This is a genomic window from Branchiibius sp. NY16-3462-2 (genome assembly GCF_001594145.1).
In the GTDB taxonomy this organism is placed as follows: domain Bacteria; phylum Actinomycetota; class Actinomycetes; order Actinomycetales; family Dermatophilaceae; genus Branchiibius.
The window spans coordinates 157,405-175,887 of sequence record NZ_LVCF01000035.1; the positions used below are offsets into that span (position 1 = coordinate 157,405).

Here is an 18,483-nt window from a genome sequence, read left to right on the forward strand (position 1 = left end):
ATCACCAGCCCCGGTCGCGCCACTCCTGCAGGTGCGGCCGTTCCGCGGCGAGGGTCGTGTCGTCCCCGTGGCCGGGGTAGACCCACGCGTCGTCGTAGACATCGAAGACCCGGTCTGACACATCGGCGATCAGCGACGGAAACGACTGGTAGTCATAGTGATTCGTGGCACCGACACCGCCCGGGAAGAGTGAGTCACCGGTGAAGAGCTGCGTCCCGTCCGCGCTCGCGAGGGCGACCGCAACCGAACCCGGCGTGTGACCGCGCAGCGCGATGACGTCCAACGTCAGACCACCAACGGTCAGCTGATCGCCGTGCGCGAGAAGCAGATCGGTGCGGACCGGCATCGCCGCGGCGTCGTCGGCGCCGGCAGCCGTGTGTGCGCCGGTCGCCTCGACGGCCTCCTGCAGGGCGCGCACGTGGTCCCAGTGCCGGTGGGTGGTCAGGATGGTGCGCACCCGGGCCCGGCTGTCCTCGATCATGGCCTCGATCGCGGGCCAGTCGTCGGCCGCATCGATGAGCAACGCGTCGTGGGTGACCCGGTCTTCGACCAGGTACACGTTGTTGCTCATCTCCGAGACTGCCAGCTTGTAGATCGTCGCCTCCAGAAGTTCGCGCACTGCCCACGATCCACCGGGAGTCACGCGCCCGTCGTACGTCATCACGCCTTCGCCTCCATCCGAGCCCCCAGCTGAGCCTCTACGCGGGCGATCGTCACCGCGGCCTGCACCAGCGTGAGGTGGCTGAACGCCTGTGGGTAGTTACCAACCATATGGCCGGACTTGGGGTCGTACTCCTCGGCCAGCAGTCCGAGGTCGTTGGTGAGGGCGACGAGTCGCTGCATCAGGGCGTGCGCGTCGTCGAGGCGTCCGGTCAGGGCGTAGGCGCCGACCAGCCAGAACGAGCAAGCCAGGAACGGATGCTCCTCGCCGGGAAGGCCATCCACCCCGGAAGTAGTCCGGTACCGCAACAGCAACCCGTCGTGCATGAGGTCCCTCTCGATCCGCTCGATGGTGCCGGTCACCCGTGGATCATCACCCGGCAAGAAACCCACCGCGGGGATGAGCAGCAGACTCGCATCGACCTCGGTGGTGTCGTAGTGCTGGGTGAACGAGTTGATCTCGGTGTTGAACCCCTTGGTCAACACCTCTTCATGGACCTCGTCACGCACCCGGCGCCATTCCTCCACCGAGCCGTGGCGGCCATGGTCCTCGACCGCGCGGATAGCCCGGTCGAAGGCAGCCCACACCATGACCCGGGAGTGGGTGAAGTGCCGAAGTGGACCCCGGATCTCCCACAGCCCGTTATCCGGTTCGTCCCAATGCTTGACCAGTTCGTCGACCAGCGCCCGCTGGACCGACCAGGCGTGTGCACTCTCCTGCAGGCCCATCTCGCGCGCATCGTGCAACGCGATCATCACCTCGCCCAGCACGTCGGTCTGCTTCTGATCGACCGCACCGTTGCCGATCCTCACCGGCCGCGACCCGGCGTAGCCCGGCAGATGGCTCAGTTCGCTTTCCGGCAGATCCCGTTTGCCGTCGACGGCGTACATGATCTGCATGTCCTCGGGATCACCGGCCAGAGCCCGGACCAGCCAGTCGCGCCACAGACCGGTGGCGCCGGTGAATCCGGCGCCGAGCAGTGCCTCCAGGGTCAGCGACGCATCCCGTAGCCAGCAGTAGCGGTAGTCCCAGTTGCGCACGCCGCCCAATTCCTCCGGGAGGCTGGTGGTGGGCGCGGCGACGATGCCGCCGCGGCGGGTGTCGGTGAGCAGCCGCAGCACCAGCAGGGACCGCACGACCTGTTCCCGGTAGGGCCCTTCGTAGGAGCTCGACGAAGCCCACGCCTCGGAGGTCTCGATGGTGCGCTGGATCCGCGATTCGATCTCCAACGGCGGCGGGATCGGCTTCCACGAGGCGAACCAGTTGAGCGAATACTCATACCGCTCACCGGCTTTCACCGTGAAGCGGTCGTAGTGGTGGCCGTCCACCGCATGCGGCAGACGCGTGCCGCGCAGCACCAGCATGTCCGGACCGGCGATCGCGGTCAGCACGTCGCTCTGCTCACTGTGGCCGCTGTGCCGCGCGACCCACGGCCGGACCCGGCCGTAGCCGAACCGGACCACCCATTCGTGCTCGATCTCCACCTCGCCCTCAAGGCCTTCCACCACCCGGACGATGTCGGCGCGGTCCATTCCCAGTGGCATCAGATCCGTGACACGGACCTGTCCCGTCGAGGTGGTGTGGACGGTGTCGAGGACCGAACTGTTGCCGCGGTACTTGCGGGTCGAGGTCGCATCCCCGACCGGGCCGATCAGCCAGCGACCGTGGTCGGGCGTACCCAGCAGCGCCGCGAAACAGGCCGCGCTGTCGAAGCGCGGCAGACACATCCAGTCCAACGAGCCGCGGCGGCTGACCAGGGCGGCGGTCTCGGTGTCGCCGATAATGGCGTATTCCGCGATCGGCACCCGGGGTGGGGTGTCCGGGGATGAGTTGTACGCACCGGGCACCTCCCGGTGGGAACGTGCGTGATCGCGGGCATCAACCATGCTCCGAGCGTAGGGCGTGCGGATGCGAATACCCCGCAGCCGGTCAGCGGGTGGGAGGCTGTCGGTGGCGCCACCTAGCATTGACGGGTGCCTGTCTCCTCCCGGTCCGTGCCCGCTCGGGGTTCTGTGAATCACGACCAGTTGCGTGTTCGCGGCGCCCGCGAACACAACCTGCGCTCGATCAACGTCGACATTCCCCGCGACGCCCTCGTGGTGTTCACCGGGCTGTCCGGATCCGGCAAGTCGTCGCTGGCGTTCGACACGATCTTCGCCGAGGGGCAGCGCCGTTACGTGGAGTCCCTGTCGGCGTACGCCCGGCAGTTCCTCGGTCAGATGGACAAACCGGATGTCGACTTCATCGAGGGTCTGTCCCCGGCGGTCTCGATCGACCAGAAGTCGACCAACCGCAACCCGCGGTCGACGGTCGGCACGATCACCGAGGTCTACGACTACCTGCGGCTGTTGTTCGCGCGCGCGGGTCGGCCGCACTGCCCGGTCTGTGGTGAGCCGGTGGGCCGGCAGACGCCGCAGCAGATCGTCGACGCCCTGCTGGACCTGCCCGACCGCACCCGGTTCCAGGTGCTGGCACCCGTGGTGCGTCAACGCAAGGGCGAGTACGCCGAGTTGTTCGCCGAGTTGCAGACCAAGGGCTACTCGCGCGCCCGGGTCGACGGCGAGGTGGTGTCGCTGGCCGAGCCGCCGACGCTGGCCAAGCAGAAGAAGCACTCCATCGACGTGGTCGTGGACCGCCTCGTGGCCCATGGCGGGGACGCCTCCGGTAAGCAGCGACTGACCGACTCGGTGGAGACGGCGCTGCGCCTGGCCGATGGGATGTTGCTCATCGAGTACGTCGATCTGCCGGCTGACGATCCGGCCCGCGAGCGCCGCTTCTCGGAGAAGATGGCCTGCCCCAACAACCACCCGCTGGCGCTGGACGAGATCGAACCGCGCACGTTCTCCTTCAACAGCCCGTTCGGTGCCTGCCCGGAGTGCTCGGGTCTGGGTACCGAGTTGCAGGTCGACCCCGACCTGTTGGTGCCCGACCAGGACAAGTCGATCCGCGAGGGCGCGATCCTGCCGTGGGCACAGGGCTCCGGTGCGGCGGACTACTTCGTGCGGGTCATCGGTGCGCTGGCCGATGAGATGGGTTTCTCGATCGACGACCCGTGGCGGGACCTGCCGGCGAAGGCGCGGGATGCGTTGCTGCTCGGGCGCAACCACCAGGTGCACGTGAAGTACCGCAACCGGTACGGCCGCGAACGCAGCTACTCGACCGGTTTCGAAGGGGTCATCCCGTTCGTCAAGCGACGGCACGCGGAGACCGACTCGGACTGGAGCCGGGACCGGTACGAGGGGTACATGCGTGAGGTGCCCTGCCCGACGTGTCACGGGGCCCGGCTGCGCCCGGAGGTGCTGGCGGTCACGATCGGCGGCCAGTCGATCGCGCAGGTGTGCGCGATGCCGCTGTCGGAATCCGCCGGTTTCCTGGACTCGGTGCAGTTCACGCCGCGGGAGAAGCAGATCGCCGAGCGGGTGATCAAAGAGATCGACGCCCGGTTGGGCTTCCTGCTCGACGTCGGGCTGGACTACCTGTCGCTGGACCGGCCGGCGGGCACCTTGTCTGGCGGCGAGGCGCAGCGGATCCGGTTGGCGACCCAGATCGGGTCGGGGCTGGTCGGCGTCCTCTACGTATTGGACGAGCCGTCGATCGGCCTGCACCAGCGCGACAACCACCGGCTCATCGAGACGCTGACCCGGCTACGCGATCTGGGCAACACCCTGATCGTCGTCGAGCACGACGAGGACACCATCTCTACTGCGGACTGGATCGTCGACATCGGCCCGGGCGCCGGTGAGCACGGCGGCAAGGTCGTCTACTCCGGTCCGGTGCCGGGATTGCTGAAGGCCAAGGACTCGATCACCGGCGCCTACCTGTCGGGGGCGAAGGAGATCGAGACGCCGGACGTACGCCGTCCGCAGGACGGGCGGGTGCTGACCGTGCGGGGTGCCCGGGAGCACAACCTGCACGACGTCGACGTCGAGTTCCCGTTGGGCAACCTGATCGCGGTCACCGGGGTCTCGGGGTCGGGCAAGTCGACGCTGGTCAACGAGATCCTCTACAACGTGCTGGCCAACCAGCTCAACGGCGCCCGGCACGTGCCCGGCCGGCACCGAACCGTGGAGGGTCTGCACCACCTGGACAAGGTCGTGCACGTCGACCAGGGGCCGATCGGACGTACGCCGCGAAGCAACCCCGCGACGTACACCGGGGTTTTCGATCACGTCCGTAGGCTCTTCGCCGAGACCACGGAGGCCAAGGTCCGCGGCTACCAACCGGGCCGGTTCTCCTTCAACGTCAAGGGTGGTCGCTGCGAGGCGTGCACCGGTGACGGCACGATCAAGATCGAGATGAACTTCCTGCCCGATGTGTACGTGCCCTGCGAGGTGTGTCACGGGGCGCGGTACAACCGGGAGACGCTCGAGGTGCACTTCAAGGGCAAGAACATCGCCGAGGTGCTCGACATGCCGATCGAGGAAGCGGCGGAGTTCTTCGCCGCGGTGCCCGCGATCGCCCGGCACATGAACACCCTGGTCGACGTCGGACTCGGGTATGTGCGCCTCGGTCAGCCCGCGCCGACGCTGTCCGGCGGTGAGGCACAACGGGTCAAACTCGCCTCCGAACTGCAGAAGCGGTCGACCGGGCGGACGATCTACGTGCTCGACGAGCCCACCACGGGTCTGCACTTCGAGGACATCCGCAAATTGCTGTTGGTGCTGCAGGGTCTGGTCGACAAGGGCAACACCGTGCTGGTGATCGAGCACAATCTCGACGTCATCAAATCGGCGGACTGGATCGTCGACATGGGACCGGAGGGCGGCAATCGCGGCGGCACGGTCGTCGCAACCGGCACTCCGGAGGAGGTCGCCGCGGTGCACGATTCGTACACCGGGCAGTTCCTCGCGCCGTTGCTGGCCGCTCCGGCGAAGGCGCGGCCGTCGACCAAGCGTGCCGCACCCCGCAAGACGGCCAAGAGGGCGCCGTCCAGGGCCCGGGCGCAGACGGCAAAAGGGGCGTGACCCATCTCTTTGCAGCCATCTCTCACAGCCACCTCTTAGGGAGGGTGCGTTGTGATTGATGGTTCAAACACCCACCATGAGGTCATGAGCCCCGACAAGAACACACAGGACACACCGCAGCAGAAGATGCAGCACCTGGTGGCCGACCGCCGTGCGGTCCTACGGTCCGCCGGGCTGGGCGGCTCAGCCGTCGCCGCCACGGTTGCGTTGGCCGCGTGCGGGCAGTCCTCGGACAGCGGCACCGGTGCGACGACGGGGACGACCCCGTCCACCACCTCCTCCGCCGCAGGGACCAGTTCGGCGCAGTCCGGCGGCGCGGCCGCGAAGGCGACAGTGGCGGCGTCGGAGGTGCCGGTCGGCGGTGGGGTGATCGTGCAGGAGAAGTACGTCGTCACCCAACCCACCTCGGGGGAGTACAAAGCGTTCACCGCGATCTGCACCCATCAGGGCTGCCCGGTGACCTCGGTCGCGGACGGCGTCATCAAATGTCCCTGCCACGGCAGCGAATTCAGCATCTCCGACGGTTCCGTCAAACAACCGCCGGCCACCGAGCCACTCGCGTCCTACACCGCGACGCTCGAAGGGAGCGAAGTCCGGGTCAGCTGACCGGGACTGTCGGCGTCGCTTCGTAGAGTAGGGGCGTGGCCGACCCATCGACGTACCGTCCGAAGCCGGGGGAGATCCCGGTCGATCCCGGTGTGTACCGGTTCCGGGACAAAGACGGTCGGGTCATCTACGTCGGCAAGGCGAAATCGCTGCGCAGCCGGCTGTCGTCGTACTTCCAGGACATCTCCGCCCTGCACCCGCGCACGCGCACGATGGTCACTACGGGGGCCAGCGTCGAGTGGACCGTGGTGCGCAACGAGGTCGAGGCGCTGCAACTGGAGTACTCCTGGATCAAGGAGTTCGACCCGCGGTTCAACGTCAAATACCGCGACGACAAGTCGTACCCCTACCTCGCGGTGACGATGGGCGAACTCTTTCCGAGGGCGCAGGTGATGCGCGGGCGCAAACGCCCCGGCACCCGCTACTTCGGTCCGTACGCGCACGCGTGGGCGATCCGGGAGACGCTTGATCAGTTGCTCCGCGTGTTCCCGATCCGCACCTGCAGCAGCGGGGTTTTCAAACGCGCCGGTCAGGTCGGTCGGCCGTGTTTGCTGGGCTACATCGAGAAGTGTTCGGCGCCGTGCGTCGGCCGGGTCAGTGAGGAGGCGCATCGGGCGATTGCCGAAGACTTCTGCGATTTCATGGCCGGCCACACCGACCGGTTCGTGAAACGTCTTGAGCGCGAAATGCTCGACGCCAGTAGCGAACTCGACTTCGAGACCGCCGCCCGACGCCGCGACGACCTGGGCGCGCTGACCAAGGCACTGGAACGCAGTGCGGTCGTGCTCGGTGACGCCACGGACGCTGATGTCTTCGGGATCGCCGACGACGAGTTGGAGGCCGCGGTCCAGGTGTTCCACGTCCGTGGCGGGCGCGTCCGCGGTCAGCGCGGCTGGGTAGTGGACAAGCAGGAGGAGGGTGACCTTGGCCTGGCCGAAGTGGTCGAGCGTCTGCTGATCCAGGTGTACGGCGGGGAGTCACCGGAGGGGGTCCCTCGCGAGGTCCTCGTGCCCGTCCTGCCGCCGGATGCCGACTCGGTCGCCGAGTGGTTGAGCGGTCTTCGCGGCGCCCGCGTGGACCTGCGGGTGCCGCAGCGTGGCGACAAGCGCACGCTGATGCAGACCGTCGAGCGCAACGCCAGCCAGTCGCTCGCCCGGCACAAGGTCGCCCGCGCAGGTGATCTGACCGCGCGGAGCCAGGCGCTGCAGGATCTGCAGGATGCGCTCGGCCTGACCCAGGCACCGTTGCGGATCGAGTGTTTCGACGTCAGCCACGTGCAGGGCACCAACGTCGTCGCGTCGATGGTCGTCTTCGAGGACGGTCTGGCCCGCAAGGGGGAGTACCGCCGGTTCATTGTGCGCGGCACCCCACAGGCCGATGGTTCGGTGCGGGTTGATGACACGGCGGCCATGGACGAGGTGCTCACCCGGCGGTTCCGCCGCTATCTCGAGGAGCAGGGTGACACCGGCGGTCTGGAGATCGACGACCGGGAGGGCGAGGACGCTCTGCCGCACGGTCCGATCGATGAAACCACCGGCAAGCCCAGGAGATTCGCCTATCCGCCGCAGTTGATCGTGGTGGACGGTGGCAAGCCCCAGGTGAACGCCGCTGCGGCCGCACTGGACAAACTGGGCATCGACGACGTCGCGGTGGTGGGCCTGGCCAAGCGGCTGGAGGAGGTCTGGTTGCCCGACGATGACTTCCCCGTCATCCTGCCGCGCACCAGTGAGGGTCTCTATCTGCTGCAGCGGGTCCGTGACGAGGCGCACCGCTTCGCCATCACCTTCCACCGTCAGCGGCGGTCCAAGGCCATGGTGCGTTCGGCGCTGGACGACATCCCCGGCCTCGGTCAGGTCCGGGCCAAGGCTCTCCTGGCCCACTTCGGCTCGGTGAAGAAGGTGCGGGCTGCCGATGTCAGCCAGATCACGGCCGTCAAAGGGATAGGACCTGCGCTGGCAGAGTCGATCCACCGGGCGCTGCGCGAGGATGGTGCAGACGTGCCTGCCGTCAACCTGACGACGGGCGAGGTGCTGGAGTGATTGGATCACTGGTGTGAGCCCGCAAGCCGAGCTGATCATCGTGACCGGGATGAGCGGTGCCGGTCGGACGACCGCTGCCAAAGTCCTGGAAGACCGGGGTTGGTACGTCATCGACAACCTCCCGCCCCAGCTGCTGACCTCGATGGCGGAGTTGCTGGCCGATGCCGGCGATGAGAAACGATCGCTGGCGGCCGTGGTGGATATCCGTTCCCGGGTGTTCTTCACCGAGTTCCGCGATGGCCTGGACCGTCTGCGCGACGCCGGCTGGAAGCCGATCGTGGTCTTCATGGACGCGACCGATGAGGCTCTCGTCCGCCGTTTCGAGTCCGTACGCCGACCACATCCGCTGCAGGGTGAGGGTCGGATGCTCGACGGCATCCTCGCCGAACGTGAAGCACTCTCAGACCTGCGTGACACGGCCGATGTGATCATCGACTCCAGCGGTCTCAACGTGCATCAACTCACCGCGAAGATCCGCGGCATGTTCGGCGGCGACGACGGACCCAGCCTGCGCATCGCGGTCATGTCGTTCGGCTTCAAATACGGCATTCCCCTGGACGCGGACATCGTGTTCGATATGCGTTTCCTGCCCAACCCGTTCTGGAATCCGCAGCTGCGCCCGCACAGCGGTCGTGAGCCGATCGTGGCCGATTTCGTGCTCGCCCAACCCGGTGCCAAGGAGTTCCTGCGCGGTGCGGTCGAGCTGCTGCGCCCGATGACCGAGGGCTACGTGAGGGAGGGCCGCAGCTACATCACGTTGGCGATCGGCTGCACCGGCGGCAAGCACCGCTCGGTGGCGATGTCGGAAGCCCTCGCCAAGGAACTGGACTCCGACGAGATCCGGGCGATCGTCGTACACCGGGACCTGGGGCGCGAGTGAGTCGTCGCCCGGCGGTCGCCGCACTCGGCGGCGGGCACGGCCTGTTCGCCTCGTTGCAGGCCCTGCAATACGTCACCGACCAGATCACCGCGATCGTCACCGTGGCCGACGACGGCGGCTCCAGCGGCCGGTTGCGGGAGGAGTTCGACATCCTGCCGCCCGGGGACCTGCGGATGGCCCTGGCCGCCCTGTGCGACCCCTCGGAGTGGGGTCTGCAATGGCGCGACGCGCTCCAGCACCGGTTCGCCGGCGACGGGCCGCTTGGCGGTCACCCGTTGGGCAACCTGATGATCGCCTCACTGTGGGACCTGCTTGGCGACCCGGTCGCCGGTCTGGACCTGGTCGGCCGGCTCGTCGAGGCCCGTGGCCGGGTCCTGCCGATGGCGATCGAACCCGTGCGGATCGAGGCGCAGGTCCGCGGCGCCGATCCCGCCCAACCCGAGCAGATCAGCACGGTGACGGGCCAGGTGAGCGTCGCAACGACCTCGGGCGACGTCCTGAGCGTCGGCCTGCACCCGGACCCACCGCGACCCTGCATCGAGGCGTTGGACGCGGTCGGCGACGCCGATTGGATCGTGCTGGGCCCCGGTTCCTGGTTCACATCGGTCATCCCGCACCTGCTGGTCCCCGATCTGAGGGACGCCCTGGTGCACACCAAGGCCCGGCGGCTGCTCACCCTGAACGTCACCATGCACACCGGGGAGACGGCGGGGTACACCGCGGCAGACCACCTCGAAGTGCTGGCGGCGCATGCCCCCGAGCTGCATCTGGACGTGGTGCTGGCCGATCCCAGCGTCGTGACCGATTCGGGCGACCAGCTACGGGATGCTGCGCAATCACTAGGTGCCACAGTCGTTTTCACCCAGGTCGCGGACAGTGACGCTCCCGGGACCCATGATCCGCTGCGCCTGGCGGCCGCCTACCGCGACATTTTCGAGTAGTGGAACCGGGCCGTATCGATGGCGGTGCACAGGTACTGGACGGGAGTGGGAGGATGAAGCCATGGCGATGACTGCCGACGTCAAAGACGAGTTGAGCCGGCTGCCGGTCGTCAAAGCGTGTTGCCGCAAGGCGGAGGTGTCTGCGACCCTGCGTTTCGCCGGCGGGCTGCACATCGTTGGCGGCCGGATCGTGATCGAAGCCGAATTGGACACCGCCTCGGCCGCCCGGCGGCTGCGGCAGGCGATCTCCTCGGTCTACGGGCACGAGTCCGAACTCATCGTGGTCAATCCCAACGGGATCCGCCGCGCCACGCACTACGTGGTCCGGGTCATCCAGGGTGGTGAGGCGTTGGCGCGCCAGGCCGGGCTCATCGACCTCAAGGGCCGGCCCGTGCGAGGGCTGCCCCCACGCGTGGTCAACGGTTCGGTCTGTGATGCCGAATCGGCCTGGCGCGGCGCGTTCCTCGCGCACGGATCGCTGACCGAACCAGGCCGTTCCGGTGCCCTCGAGGTGTCGTGTCCGGGTTCTGAAGCGGCGCTGGCTCTCGTCGGCGCTGCCCGCCGGTTGGGCATCTCGGCCAAGGCCAGGGAGGCTCGCGGCGTCGATCGCGTGGTGATCCGTGACGGCGATGCCATCGGCGCGCTGCTCACGTTGCTCGGGGCCCACGACGCGTTCATGCAGTGGGAGGAGCGGCGGATGCGCCGCGAGGTGCGGGCCACCGCTAACCGGTTGGCGAACTTCGACGACGCCAACCTGCGCCGGTCGGTACGCGCGGCGGTCGCAGCGGGCGCGCGGGTCGAACGGGCGATGGAGATCCTCGGCGAGGACATCCCCGACCACCTCCAACAGGCAGGCCGGCTACGCGTCGAGCACAAGCAGGCGTCGCTCGAGGAACTGGGCCAGTTGGCCGATCCTCCGATGACCAAGGACGCGGTCGCGGGCCGGATTCGGCGACTGCTGGCCATGGCCGACAAACGGGCTGAAGAGCTCAACATTCCCAACACTGAGGCGGTGCTCACACCGGACATGCTTGAAGAGTGAGACGTACTGTCCGGTATCGCTCGAAGGCTGGGCGCCCGGGCACCAGGGTCGGCAATTTCCCCTAGGGTCGTAGTAGGTACCTCGGACCCGATAGCACGCACAGATTCCCGCAAATTGACGGCTGGAGAACCCAGCTACCGATCACGGCGAGAGCCGGCGATAGAGAGGCGAGTCATCATGACGGTCAAAGTAGGCATCAACGGTTTCGGACGTATCGGACGCAACTACCTGCGCGCGGCGCTGGCGTCCGGTTCGGACATCGAGGTGGTGGCGGTGAACGACCTCACCGACAACCACACCCTGGCAACCCTGCTGAAGTACGACTCGATCCTGGGCCGGCTGCCCGGTGAGGTCACCTACGACGAGAAGTCGATCTCGATCGACGGCAAGCCGATCGCCGCGTTCGAAGAGCGTGACCCCGCCAAGCTGGACTGGAAGAGCGTGGGCGCCGACGTCGTGATCGAGTCCACCGGTTTCTTCACCGACGCGACCAAGGCCAAGGCGCACCTCGACGGCGGCGCCAAGAAGGTCATCATCTCCGCGCCGGCCAAGAACGAGGACATCACCATCGTGATGGGCGTCAACGACGACCTGTACGACCCCGCCAAGGACACGATCATCTCCAACGCGTCCTGCACCACCAACTGCCTCGCCCCGATGGCCAAGGCACTCAACGACGGTCTGGGCATCGTGCGCGGTCTGATGACCACGGTGCACGCCTACACCGGTGACCAGAACCTGCACGACGGTCCGCACCGCGACCTGCGCCGGGCCCGGGCTGCTGCGCTCAACATCGTTCCGACCTCCACCGGTGCCGCCAAGGCGGTGGCCCTGGTGCTCCCGGAGTTGAAGGGCAAGCTGGACGGGTACGCGCTGCGGGTTCCGGTCCCCACCGGCTCGGCGACCGACCTCACCTTCCAGGCTCCCAAGGAGACCTCGGTCGAGGAGGTCAACGAGATCGTCAAGGCGGCCGCCACTTCCGGACCGCTGTCGGCGTACCTCAAGTACAACGAGGACCCGCTGGTGTCCTCCGACATCGTGACCGACCCGGCGTCCTGCATCTTCGATGCGCCGCTGACCAAGGTCACCGGCGATCTGGTGAAGGTCGTGGGCTGGTACGACAACGAGTGGGGCTACTCGAACCGCCTGATCGACCTGACCGATCTGGTCGGCAAGTCGCTCTGATGCGCACCATCGCAGATCTCGGCGATCTGCGGGGCAAGAAGGTTCTGCTGCGCAGCGACCTCAATGTCCCGCTCGACAAGTCCGGGAACATCACCGATGACGGTCGGGTGCGCGCTTCCGTCCCGACCATCAAGAAGCTGACCGGCCAGGGCGCACGCGTGATTGTCATCGCGCACCTCGGCCGGCCCAAGGGTGAGCCGGATCCGCAGTACTCGCTGCGGCCGGTTGCCCAGCGGTTGTCGGAGCTGCTCGGCCAGCCGGTGGCGTTCGCCACCGACACGGTCGGCGACTCGGCCCACGAGGTCGTTGCCGGTCTGAAGGACGGCGACGTCGCGGTCCTGGAGAACCTGCGGTTCAACAAAGGCGAAACCAGCAAGGACGACGCCGAGCGAGGTGCGTTCGCGGACGAACTTGCCTCTCTGGCAGACGTATTCGTCTCTGACGGTTTCGGAGTGGTGCACCGTGCGCAGGCCAGCGTGGTCGATGTCGCGGAGCGCCTGCCGCAGGCCGCCGGTGGTCTGGTGGAGACCGAGGTCGGTGTGCTGTCACGCCTGACCCGCCCCCGCCGTCCGTACGCCGTGGTCCTCGGTGGCGCCAAGGTGAGCGACAAGCTCGGTGTCATCGAGAACCTCTTGAAGGAGGCCGACACGCTGCTAATCGGTGGCGGCATGGCGTTCACCTTCCTGGCTGCCCAGGGCTACGAGGTGGGCAAGAGCCTGCTCGAAGCCGACCAGATCGACACCGTCAAGGGCTACCTCGCCGAAGCAGAGAACCGCGGCGTCGACATCGTGCTGCCGACGGACATCGTGGCGGCCGACGCCTTCTCGGCGGACGCCAACCACGAGGTGGTGGCGGCCGACGCCATCCCCGCCGACCAGATGGGTCTGGACATCGGCCCGGATTCCGCCGAGGCGTTCGGCGCCAAGATCCGCGAGTCGAAGACAGTGTTCTGGAACGGTCCGATGGGTGCGTTCGAGATGGCGCCCTATGCCGCGGGCACCAAGGCGGTCGCGGAGGCACTCGTCGACGCGACAGCAGCCGGTGCGCTGACCGTGGTTGGTGGTGGTGACTCGGCGGCTGCGGTGCGGCAACTGGGCTTCCACGACGACCAGTTCACGCACATCTCGACCGGGGGTGGCGCCAGCCTCGAGTACCTCGAGGGCAAGACGCTGCCCGGCCTGGCCGTTCTGGAGGACTGAACCATGGCTCGTACGCCGCTGATCGCCGGCAACTGGAAGATGAACATCGACCATCAGCAGGCGACCGTTCTGGTGCAGAAGTTGGACTGGACCCTGCGGGACAAGAAACACGACTTCGATGCTGTCGAGGTCTGTGTCGTGCCGCCGTTCACCGACCTGCGCTCGGTGCAGACCCTGATCGAGGGCGACAAGTTGTCCCTGGTGCTCGGCGCGCAGGACCTCTCGCCGTACGACGAGGGCGCCTACACCGGGGACATCTCGGGGGTCTTCCTGGCCAAGCTCGGCGTCAGGTACGTGCTCGTCGGGCACAGCGAGCGTCGCGAGGGGCACGGTGAGACCGACGAGATCGTCGCCGCCAAGGTCAAGGCCGCCTTCCGCAACGACCTCGTGCCGCTGTTGTGCGTGGGGGAGTCGCTGGAGGTACGCCAGGCCGGTGAACAGGTCACGCACGTGGACGCGCAGGTCGTCGCGGCGTTCGATGGGCTGAGCGCCGCGCAGGCCGCCACCGTCGTGGTGGCCTACGAGCCGATCTGGGCGATCGGCACCGGTGAGGTGGCCACTCCGGACGATGCGCAAGAGGTGTGCAGTGCGATCCGGGCCAAGCTGGCCGAGCTGTACGACGAGGCGACAGCGGGCGCCGTACGCGTCCTCTACGGGGGTTCGGTGAAGTCCGGCAACGTCGCCTCGATCATGGCCAAGCCCGACGTCGATGGTGCGCTGGTCGGGGGTGCATCGCTGGATCCGGTCGAGTTTGCTGCGATCTGCCGCTACCAGGCGCACGTCACTGGCTGATTCACCGTTTACACTCGACGTCTGTGGAAGCCGTAAAGATTGCGCTCGAGATCGTTGTTGCCATCACGAGTCTGTTCCTCACCCTGCTGATCCTGTTGCACAAGGGCAAAGGTGGTGGGTTGTCGGACATGTTCGGTGGCGGCGTCTCCAGCAACCTCGGCGGTTCCTCGGTCGCGGAACGTAACCTCGACCGGCTGACCCTGGCTGCGAGCCTCTTGTGGGTGCTGGCCATCATCGGGTTAGGTCTGCTCGTCCGTTTCAGTTAGGTCCGGTTCAGTAAAGAATCCGGCTGGCGGGCATCGGGGGTTGCCTACTGGTCCGGTCAGGCATCAGGAGGAAATACGTGGCCGGTGGCAATGCGATCCGGGGTAGCCGGGTCGGTGCGGGTCCGATGGGTGAGGCCGAACGCGGGGAGGCGGCGCCGCGCGTCGTCGTCGCGTACTACTGCGCGAACGATCACGTGACGACCCCCAGCTTCGCGCAGGAGCCTGGAATGGTCATCCCTGAGTTCTGGGACTGCCCGCGCTGTGGGTTCCCGGCCGGTCAGGAGCAGGACAACCCGCCGTCCGCACCCAAGGCGGAGCCGTACAAGACCCACCTGGCGTACGTCAAAGAACGCCGCAGCGACAAAGAGGGCGCCGTCATTCTCGACGAGGCGCTCAAGTCACTGCGCGATCGCGGCCTGATCAAGTAGCACCGCCAGCACGTAGCACGGCCAGCACGTAGCAACGCCAGCAGGGCGGTCATCGGCCCGTCTACCGGTGCAACGACGCAGCTGCGGCCCGATCCACCAACCACACCGAATCCTCGGAGCCGTGCACGCCTGCCGCGGGGACGTCCCACGGGAGGGCATCAGGTGCGGTCGCTGCGGCGACCGCATCCGCCTTCTCAGCGCCCGACACCAGGAACCACACCGCACGCGTCCGGTTCAGCGCTTCGAAGGTCAGGGACACCCGGGTCGGTGGCGGTTTGGGGGAGTCCTCAACGGGTACGGCGATCGCGCCGGTGATCTGTTGCGCCGGGTGGTGCGGGAACAACGAGGCGACGTGCGCGTCCGGACCCACGCCCAGCATCACGACGTCGAACGCGCCCTGACCGTATTGCCGCAGGTCCTCGGCGTAGGCGGCGGCACTGTCCTGCACCGAGCTGCTGCTGTCCGGGCCGGCCACCCGATGGATCTTGGCCGGGTCCAGGCCCAGCAACGTGAGCCCGGCGTCGTCGTTCTGCGTGTCATTGCGGTCCGGGTGTCCCGCCGGCAGATACCGCTCATCACCCCACCAGATACGCACCCGGTGCCAATCCACCGCATCGCGACCGGGTTGGTTGACCAACGACGTCAGGATCGTCGAACCCATCGACCCACCGGTCAGAGCTAGTTGCGCCTCGTCACGTTCGGCCTGCGCATCGATGATCGCGGTCAGCAACCGCGCGGCTCCGGCATCGGCGACTGATTGTTTGTCGGGATGCACCACGATCCTGCTGCGCGCGGTCGTCACGAGGATTTCCTCCGTCCGGTCGAGGCACTCTTGCTCGTGGTCTTGCTCGCAGTCGACTTCTTGGTGGCGCTCTTCGTGGCGGTGGGTGCGGGACGCTTGGCCAGGGACCGGGCCGACATCTTCGAGTCGGCGCGGCGGGCCGCCTTCTCGCCCTCCTTGGTCGCCTTGGCGACCGACGGCGTCTGCCCCTTGCGGGTCGCCGTTGCCGACGGTGTCCGCGACTGCGTGACCTTGGGCAGTCCCTTCAGCAGCGCCTCACGATAGATGTCGTCCTTGTCCAGGCGCCGCAACTCCTCCGCCAGGCAGTCCGCCGTCGTCGGACGGTGCAGCGCTAGGCGCCGCACCGGATGGCCGGGCTGACTCAGCGTCGCCTGTTGATCTTCCGTGCGCACCAGGTCGATCGGCCCACTAGCCCGCTGCAACCGCACCGAGATCAGGCCCCGGCCGGCGGGCCCGCTCACGCGGCGTACCGGACACTTCAGGCACATGGCCAGCCAGCCGGCGAGCAGGTCCGCGCTGGCCGAGTCGGACGCGCCGGTGACCACCGCCGACGTGACCTGCTCGTACGGCGGTTGGTCCAGTGCCGCGGCGAGCAGGCCCCGCCAGCGGGTCGCCCGCGACCACGCCATGTCGGTGTCGCCCTCGTCGAAGTGTTCGCGACGCTTCTGCAACTCCCGACGTGGGTCCTTGGACGACGACGCATCGGTGATCCGGCGGTCGGCCATCTTGCCGATGGGGGAGCCCGCCACGTCGTACCCCGGCTCATGCGGCCACCACGCGACAACGGGGGAGTCCGCGAGCAGCAACGGGATCACCGCAGCGTCACCGTGATCGGCCAGCTCGCCGTACAGCCGTAACACGATGATCTCCGAGGCGCCGGCGTCACCGCCGAGCCGGATCTGGGCGTCCATCCGGGAAGCGGCCCGCACGTTGGAGCGCACGACCACGATGATCCGGCTCGGGTGCTGCCGGCTGGCCTGCGCGGCCGACTCGATGGACTCCTCGGCGTACTCCTCGTCCGTGACGATGATCAGCGTCATCACCCGGCCGAGGGTCATCGAGCCGGTCTCGTTGCGCAGTCGCACCATCGCCTTGCTGACGTCCTGGACACTGCTGCTCGGCAGATCGACGATCACGGCATCCTCCAGGTGCGTCCGTCGCGGCGCATCATCACATCGGCACTGTGCGGGCCCCAGGTGCCCGCGGTGTACTGCTCCGGCCGACCCTTCCGGGACCAGAAGCGTTCGATGGGGTCCAGGATCTTCCAGGACAACTCAACCTCCTCGTGCCGCGGGAACAGCGGTGGATCACCCAGGAGGACATCCAGGATCAGTCGCTCGTAGGCCTCCGGGCTGGACTCGGTGAAGGCACTGCCGTAACCGAAGTCCATCGTCACGTCCCGCACCTCCATCCCGGTCGCGCCGGGCACCTTGGAACCGAACCGGATCGTGACTCCCTCATCCGGCTGGACCCGGATCACGATCGCGTTCTGGCCCAGTTCCTCGGTGTCGGTGTCGGCGAACGGCAGGTGCGGTGCCCGTTTGAAGACGACGGCGATCTCCGTGACGCGCTTGCCGAGGCGTTTGCCGGTGCGTAGATAGAACGGCACCCCCGCCCACCGGCGGGTGTGCACCTCGAGCTTCACCGCGGCGTACGTCTCGGTGGTCGACCGCTTGTCGATGCCGTCCTCCTCGAGGTACCCGATGACCTTCTTGCTGCCCTGCCAGCCCGCGGCGTACTGGCCGCGCGCCGTGGACTTGCCCAGATCGTCCGGCAGACTGACCGCGGCCAGCACCTTCTCCTTCTCCTGGCGCAAACCGCCGGCGTCGAAGGAGTTCGGCTGCTCCATCGCGGTGAGGGCCAGTAGTTGCAGCAGGTGGTTCTGGATGACGTCCCGGGCCGCGCCGATACCGTCGTAGTAGCCCGCACGCCCGGCAATACCGATGTCCTCGGCCATGGTGATCTGGACGTGGTCGACGTAGTGGCTGTTCCAGACGGGCTCGAACAACTGGTTGGCGAACCGCAGCGCCAGGATGTTCTGGACTGTCTCCTTGCCCAGGTAGTGGTCGATGCGGAAGATCGAGTCCGGCGGGAACACCCGCTCCAGAACCTCCGACAATGCCCGGGCGCTGGCCAGGTCGTGCCCGAAGGGTTTCTCGATGACAACCCGGCGCCAGGACCCTTCCTTCTGGTCGGTCAGACCCGAGGCATCCAACTGCTCGCACACCGTGCTGAACGAGCCGGGCGGGATCGACAAGTAGAACGCGATGTTGCCACCGGTGCCCCGCTCCTCGTCCAACTGCCGGACCGTGTTGGCGAGTTCCGCGAACGCTTCCGGATCATCGAAACTGCCTGGTACGAAACGCAATCCCTCAGACAGGTTGCGCCAGACGTCCTCGCGGAACGGCGTGCGGGCACCGGCCCGAACCGCGTCGTACACGATCTTGCCGAAGTCCTGGTCTGCCCAGTCCCGCCGGGCGAAGCCGACCAGCGCGAAGCTGGGCGGTAACAACCCGCGGTTGTACAGGTCGTAGATCGCCGGCAGCAGCTTCTTGCGGGCCAGGTCGCCGGTGACACCGAACATCACCATGCAACACGGGCCGGCGATCCGCGGCATGCGGCGGTCATCGGCGTTACGGAGGGGATTGATCCCCCGGGCTACTCGTGCGGGGCTCACC

Annotated in this window: 16 protein-coding genes; 11 read left to right on the plus strand and 5 right to left on the minus strand. The window is 67.4% G+C overall.

The features are described 5' to 3' along the window. Window position 1 precedes the first annotated feature (1 nt). The gene (locus AZH51_RS10155; protein WP_291524273.1) at window positions 2-661 is read right to left on the minus strand and encodes an MBL fold metallo-hydrolase; all 660 of its coding nucleotides are present in this window, start codon (window positions 659-661) and stop codon (window positions 2-4) included. Continuing rightward, entirely contained in the window at window positions 661-2,547 is a 1,887-nt protein-coding gene (locus tag AZH51_RS10160) for a glycoside hydrolase family 15 protein (RefSeq protein WP_291523851.1), read from the minus strand. Before AZH51_RS10160 ends, AZH51_RS10155 begins: the two co-directional genes overlap by 1 nt. Before the next feature lie 87 nt (window positions 2,548-2,634). On the opposite strand from AZH51_RS10160, the gene uvrA reads away from it, so the two are divergent. The 11 genes from uvrA (at window position 2,635) to AZH51_RS10215 (ending at window position 15,003) form a co-directional block, all read left to right on the plus strand. Continuing rightward, complete coding sequence (uvrA, locus tag AZH51_RS10165) at window positions 2,635-5,625, plus strand: excinuclease ABC subunit UvrA (RefSeq protein ID WP_291523853.1); 2,991 nt, start codon at window positions 2,635-2,637, stop codon at window positions 5,623-5,625. Window positions 5,626-5,709: 84 nt separating this feature from the next. Then, window positions 5,710-6,231 (plus strand): Rieske (2Fe-2S) protein, encoded by a 522-nt coding sequence (locus AZH51_RS10170; RefSeq protein ID WP_291523855.1) that lies wholly within the window; start codon window positions 5,710-5,712, stop codon window positions 6,229-6,231. A gap of 35 nt (window positions 6,232-6,266) precedes the next feature. Further along, entirely contained in the window at window positions 6,267-8,270 is a 2,004-nt protein-coding gene (uvrC, locus tag AZH51_RS10175) for an excinuclease ABC subunit UvrC (protein WP_291523857.1), read from the plus strand. A gap of 13 nt (window positions 8,271-8,283) precedes the next feature. Continuing rightward, window positions 8,284-9,150: an RNase adapter RapZ gene (rapZ, locus tag AZH51_RS10180; protein ID WP_291523860.1), complete on the plus strand. Its 867-nt coding sequence runs from the start codon at window positions 8,284-8,286 to the stop codon at window positions 9,148-9,150. Then, on the plus strand, window positions 9,147-10,091 hold the full coding sequence (gene yvcK, locus AZH51_RS10185; RefSeq protein WP_291523862.1) for a uridine diphosphate-N-acetylglucosamine-binding protein YvcK: 945 nt from the start codon (window positions 9,147-9,149) through the stop codon (window positions 10,089-10,091). Before rapZ ends, yvcK begins: the two co-directional genes overlap by 4 nt. A gap of 61 nt (window positions 10,092-10,152) precedes the next feature. After that, window positions 10,153-11,133: a DNA-binding protein WhiA gene (gene whiA, locus AZH51_RS10190; RefSeq protein ID WP_291523864.1), complete on the plus strand. Its 981-nt coding sequence runs from the start codon at window positions 10,153-10,155 to the stop codon at window positions 11,131-11,133. A 177-nt stretch (window positions 11,134-11,310) separates the two neighbouring features. After that, a complete protein-coding gene (gap, locus tag AZH51_RS10195) occupies window positions 11,311-12,318 on the plus strand; it encodes a type I glyceraldehyde-3-phosphate dehydrogenase (protein WP_291523867.1) in 1,008 nt (335 codons plus the stop codon). Further along, entirely contained in the window at window positions 12,318-13,517 is a 1,200-nt protein-coding gene (gene pgk / locus AZH51_RS10200) for a phosphoglycerate kinase (protein WP_291523869.1), read from the plus strand. Before gap ends, pgk begins: the two co-directional genes overlap by 1 nt. Before the next feature lie 3 nt (window positions 13,518-13,520). Further along, window positions 13,521-14,309, plus strand: coding sequence for a triose-phosphate isomerase (gene tpiA / locus AZH51_RS10205; protein ID WP_291523871.1), 789 nt, complete (start codon window positions 13,521-13,523; stop codon window positions 14,307-14,309). 23 nt (window positions 14,310-14,332) lie between these two features. Next, entirely contained in the window at window positions 14,333-14,575 is a 243-nt protein-coding gene (gene secG, locus AZH51_RS10210) for a preprotein translocase subunit SecG (RefSeq protein WP_291523873.1), read from the plus strand. Window positions 14,576-14,652: 77 nt separating this feature from the next. After that, on the plus strand, window positions 14,653-15,003 hold the full coding sequence (locus AZH51_RS10215) for an RNA polymerase-binding protein RbpA (RefSeq protein WP_291523874.1): 351 nt from the start codon (window positions 14,653-14,655) through the stop codon (window positions 15,001-15,003). A gap of 61 nt (window positions 15,004-15,064) precedes the next feature. Here AZH51_RS10215 and pgl read toward each other — a convergent pair whose 3' ends face one another. From pgl to zwf, 3 genes are read right to left on the minus strand one after another with little or no spacing between them, the layout of a single operon-like run. Continuing rightward, complete coding sequence (gene pgl, locus AZH51_RS10220) at window positions 15,065-15,805, minus strand: 6-phosphogluconolactonase (RefSeq protein ID WP_291523876.1); 741 nt, start codon at window positions 15,803-15,805, stop codon at window positions 15,065-15,067. After that, window positions 15,802-16,941, minus strand: a complete 1,140-nt coding sequence (locus tag AZH51_RS10225) for a glucose-6-phosphate dehydrogenase assembly protein OpcA (protein WP_291523878.1) — start codon at window positions 16,939-16,941, stop codon at window positions 15,802-15,804. The genes pgl and AZH51_RS10225 overlap by 4 nt, the downstream gene beginning before the upstream one ends. Next, window positions 16,938-18,482, minus strand: a complete 1,545-nt coding sequence (gene zwf / locus AZH51_RS10230) for a glucose-6-phosphate dehydrogenase (RefSeq protein WP_291523880.1) — start codon at window positions 18,480-18,482, stop codon at window positions 16,938-16,940. The genes AZH51_RS10225 and zwf overlap by 4 nt, the downstream gene beginning before the upstream one ends. Between the last annotated feature and the right edge of the window lies 1 nt (window position 18,483).